Raw genomic sequence first — 3,773 nt, 5'->3', positions numbered from 1 at the left:
CTCCAGTACATCGTCATGGTCGTGGGCCTGGGCGCCGTCACGCTCGGCGCGGCCGCCGTGGGTAACGGGGACCCCATCATCACGCTGGCGCCCGTGCTGGCCGTCACCGTGGTGTGGGTCATCCTGAAGGTCCCGCTGCGCTACCTGACCATCACGGTGCTCTACCTGGTGCTCGCGGTGGACTACACACCCGAGCGGCCCCAGTCGATGTTCTGGCCGTCGCCGCTCTTCCCCCTGGGCAGGCTGCTCTTCTCCCAGCTGCATGAGCTGGTGGGCATTGGCGCCCTGCGCTTCCCGCTCATCGACGGGCTCATCATCGGCTCCATCGCGCTGGGCATCTACCGGCGGGCCACGAAGTCCAAGATTGATCCGCCGGTGGTGCCCATCCCCCGGCCGCTGGTGGTGGTGCTGGCGCTGTCGTTCTTCTCCATCATGTGGATGGAGGTGTGGGGCATCGCGCGGGGCGGGGACATCAAGAACTCGCTCTGGCAGTGGCACCAGGCGGCGGTGCTCCCGCTGGTGGGGATGATGTACCACTACAGCCTGCGCGGGCCGGAGGACTGGCCCCTGGTGGCGAAGACCATCATCGCGGCGGCGCTCACCAAGTCCGCGGTGAGCACCTACTTCGCGCTGGTCATCATCCCGGCCCAGCACCTGGAGGTGGAGTACACGACCTGCCACTCGGACTCGATGACGTTCATCTTCGCCATCACCGTGTGCATCGCGCGGTGGCTGGAGCGGCCCAAGTCCGGCCACGCCATCCGGGGCCTCCTCATCATCATCCTGGTGTTCATCGGGATGTTCTTCAACGACCGCCGGCTCGCGTACGTGAGCCTCGTGGGCGGCCTGGCCGCGGCGTACCTCTTCAACCCGTGGACGCCGCTGAAGAAGCTCGTCACGCGAGGCCTCATCGCGTGCTCGCCGCTGCTGGTCGTGTACTTCCTGGTGGGCTGGGGCTCCAGCAGCAGCGTGTTCAAGCCGGTGGCGACCTTCCGCTCCATCATCGAGGGGCAGCACGCCGAAGGAGAGCTGGACTACCGCGACATCGAGAACCTCAATCTCATCGCGACGTGGAACACGAACCCCGTGTTCGGCACGGGCTACGGGCACGAGTTCCTGGAGCCCTACCCGCTGCCCAACATCGCGTTCGTGTTCCCCACGTACCGCTTCCACCCGCACAACTCGCTGTTGGGCCTGTTGGCCTTCGGCGGGTGGTTCGGGTTCACGGGCGTGTGGATGTACCTGGTGGTGACGGTGTACCTGTCAGCGCGCGCGTACCACCGGGCGTACGCGGCGGAACACCGGACAGCGTGCCTGGTCATCGTGGGCGTGGTGGCGTCCTACCTGAACCAGGTGTTCGGAGACATGGGCATCATCTCGTACATCTGCACGTTCCAGGTCGCGGTGTGCTCCATCCTCGCGGGCAAGCTGGCCATGGTCACCGGCGCGTGGCCGTGGCCCCAGCGTGAGAAGGTGCTGGGCCTGACGCGCGCGGCGCCGGAGGAAGTGCCGCCTCCGGGCGCGACCGCCGCCTAGCGCTGGATGCCGAGGATGCGCCACTGGCGCGTGTCGATGGCGTACGTGGCGCTCGCGTCCGTCACGGGCCCTTCGGAGTTGCACGCGTCCTGCCGGGGCACGAAGCGCACGAACAGCACGCCCTCCGGGCCGGGCGCCGTCCACACGTCGAAGGAGTCCCGCCGGTAGAGGCACAGCTCGTCCGCGGTCGCGTTCTTGTGCGGCTTCAAGTCCAGCGGGCGGAAGTCATCCATGGCCAGCTGCGTCGCCACCGCCACGGCGGCGGGCGTCTGCGCGCGCCCCTCCGCGGGCAGGTCCAGCGGGAACTGGAAGCGGGCCAGGTCCGCGTCGGAGGCGCGCGGCGGACGGAGGGGCCGCGCGAAGAGCACGCAGCCGGACAGGGGCAACACCAGCAGCGCCGCGAGCCCGCGCTTCACCAACAGCCCTGACCAACCCTGGCGCCCCATCTAGTCCTCCACGGGCGTGATGAAGCCCGTGTCCTTGTCCGCTTCGTGGATGTACCCGATGAGCTTCCACGCCTTGCCCTGCCGCAGATAGACCTCACCGGGACGCGACTCGCCCTTGTACGGAACGAGCTTCGTCACGGTGCATCCTGCATCAAATTGAACCCGCAGGGTCCAACGTTGTGACTGACTCCAGCGGTCCTCCTGTGACATTCCCGACGGGAACCACGGGTGGCTGTGGAAGTCCGCCAGCGTGGAGGGCAGGCCCCGGTCGTCCTTCACCACGCTGGGCACGCTGCAGCTCTTGCGGCGCAGGTCCGCGCCCACCAGCGTCGTGCGGCCCAGCGGTGACGGCCAGCTGGCGTAGTACTCGCCGCCGCCCAGCGAGTAGATGAGCCCGCAGTACTCCTGGCCGTAGTCCTTCTCCCGGGCCCGGTCCAACGCCATCACCGCCGGACACAGCTGGTCGATGACCTCGTCCACGTCCCGCGAGGGCTGGATGGCGGGCCAGGGCCCCTTCACCCAGACCCGGGCGCCCCGCTGGCCGAAGAGGGTCTCGCTGCCGCTCTGGAAGTAGGACGTGCCGGCGCAGCCCACGAGCAGCGCCACCCCCACGCTCCATGCATTCCGTCCGCGCATCCCGTCTCGCCGCTTCCGTGTGGGGAACCGCGAAAGCGCATAGCACGGCCTAAACTTTAAAACCAGGAATCAAAGCCTACCCCGTCCGGGCGCGCAGCTCCGCGGCCTCGGCGGCGGCGGCGGACAGGTGCTCCAGCTCCAGGTCGATGTGCTTCGCCTGGGGGATGGCGCGGCGGACGTCCGCCTCGATGGCGTCGATCTCCTCGCTCAGCGTGCGGATGAGGTGGCGGGCCGCGTCGGTGAGCGCGCGCTCGCGCTCCGCGCCCACCGGGGGCAGCCCTTGCGCGGGCAGGGCCTCCGCCAGCCGGGCCGCGACGAAGGACTCGCTGAAGCGCAGCTCCGCCTTGAACTGGTAGGACTCCGGGGTGAGCTGCCGCGTCTTCACGTCGTGCAGGTCCGCCAGGCTGGCGCGCGCGCGCAAGAGGTCCTCGAAGCGCTGCTCCACGTCCGAGGGCACCGACCGGCCCAGCAACAGCTCCCGGTTCTCCACCATCAGGTAGACGGCGATGAGGCCCAGGAGCACGCCCACCGTGAGCGACGCCAGCGCGTCCCACAGCGGGTTGCCCGTCACGTGCGCCAGGCCGATGCCCGCCGTCGCCAGCACCAGGCCCAGCACCGCCGCGCCGTCCTCCAGGAGGATGGCCACCGACGCCGGGTCCGCCTTCGTGCGCACGAAGCGGAAGAAGGGCTCCCCCGCCGCCTGCTTCAAGAGCCCGCGCACCGCGAACAGCAGCACGCCGCCCTCGATGAGGAACGACAGCCCCAGCACCGCGAACGTCACCGCGTTCGTCTCCGCCACGTGCGGGTGCAGCAGTGACTGGATGCCGTGGTAGACCGTCACGCCGCAGCCCACGAAGAAGATGCCGGACGCGGACAGGATGCCGAAGATGAAGCGCTCGCCGCCGTAGCCGTACGGATGCGAGTCGTCCTCCACGCGCGCCGCCCGCTTCAGCCCCAGGAACAACAACACCTGGTTGCCCGTGTCCGCCGCCGAGTGGATGGCCTCCGACAGCATCGCCCCCGACCCCGACAGGGCGAAGGCGATGAACTTGATGAGCGTGACCAACACGTTGCCGGACAGCGCGGCGATGACGGCCTTCAACGACGATGCAGGAGCGGACATGGAGGTGCCAAACCTACCATGGGGTGCCCACC

Annotated in this window: 4 protein-coding genes; 1 reads left to right on the top strand and 3 read right to left on the bottom strand. The window is 69.0% G+C overall.

Annotation, left to right across the window (positions count from 1 at the left end):
* Nucleotides 1-1,536 (top strand): exopolysaccharide repeat unit polymerase (gene wzy, locus D7X55_RS37240; RefSeq protein WP_304988914.1); only part of this gene is annotated, 1,536 nt, incomplete at its 5' end.
* Here wzy and D7X55_RS37235 read toward each other — a convergent pair.
* From D7X55_RS37235 to D7X55_RS37225, 3 genes are all read right to left on the bottom strand, one after another.
* Entirely contained in the window at nt 1,533-1,982 is a 450-nt protein-coding gene (locus D7X55_RS37235; protein ID WP_121725512.1) for a hypothetical protein, read from the bottom strand. The genes wzy and D7X55_RS37235 overlap by 4 nt on opposite strands.
* Nucleotides 1,983-2,588: a hypothetical protein gene (locus D7X55_RS37230; RefSeq protein ID WP_233610299.1), complete on the bottom strand. Its 606-nt coding sequence runs from the start codon at nt 2,586-2,588 to the stop codon at nt 1,983-1,985.
* Nucleotides 2,589-2,694: 106 nt separating this feature from the next.
* Entirely contained in the window at nt 2,695-3,741 is a 1,047-nt protein-coding gene (locus D7X55_RS37225; protein ID WP_120553140.1) for a cation diffusion facilitator family transporter, read from the bottom strand.
* Nucleotides 3,742-3,773: the final 32 nt, after the last annotated feature.

The organism is Corallococcus sp. AB049A (assembly GCF_003668885.1).
GTDB classification, from domain to species: Bacteria; Myxococcota; Myxococcia; order Myxococcales; family Myxococcaceae; genus Corallococcus; species Corallococcus interemptor.
Note: the sequence above shows the minus strand (reverse complement) of the source record. Positions and strands in the feature narration are given on the sequence as shown.

Coding starts and splice junctions, on each gene's coding strand:
- D7X55_RS37235 (WP_121725512.1), bottom strand. CDS start 1,982: ATGGGGCGCCAGGGTTGGTCAGGGCTGTTGGTGAAGCGCGGGCTCGCG.
- D7X55_RS37225 (WP_120553140.1), bottom strand. CDS start 3,741: ATGTCCGCTCCTGCATCGTCGTTGAAGGCCGTCATCGCCGCGCTGTCC.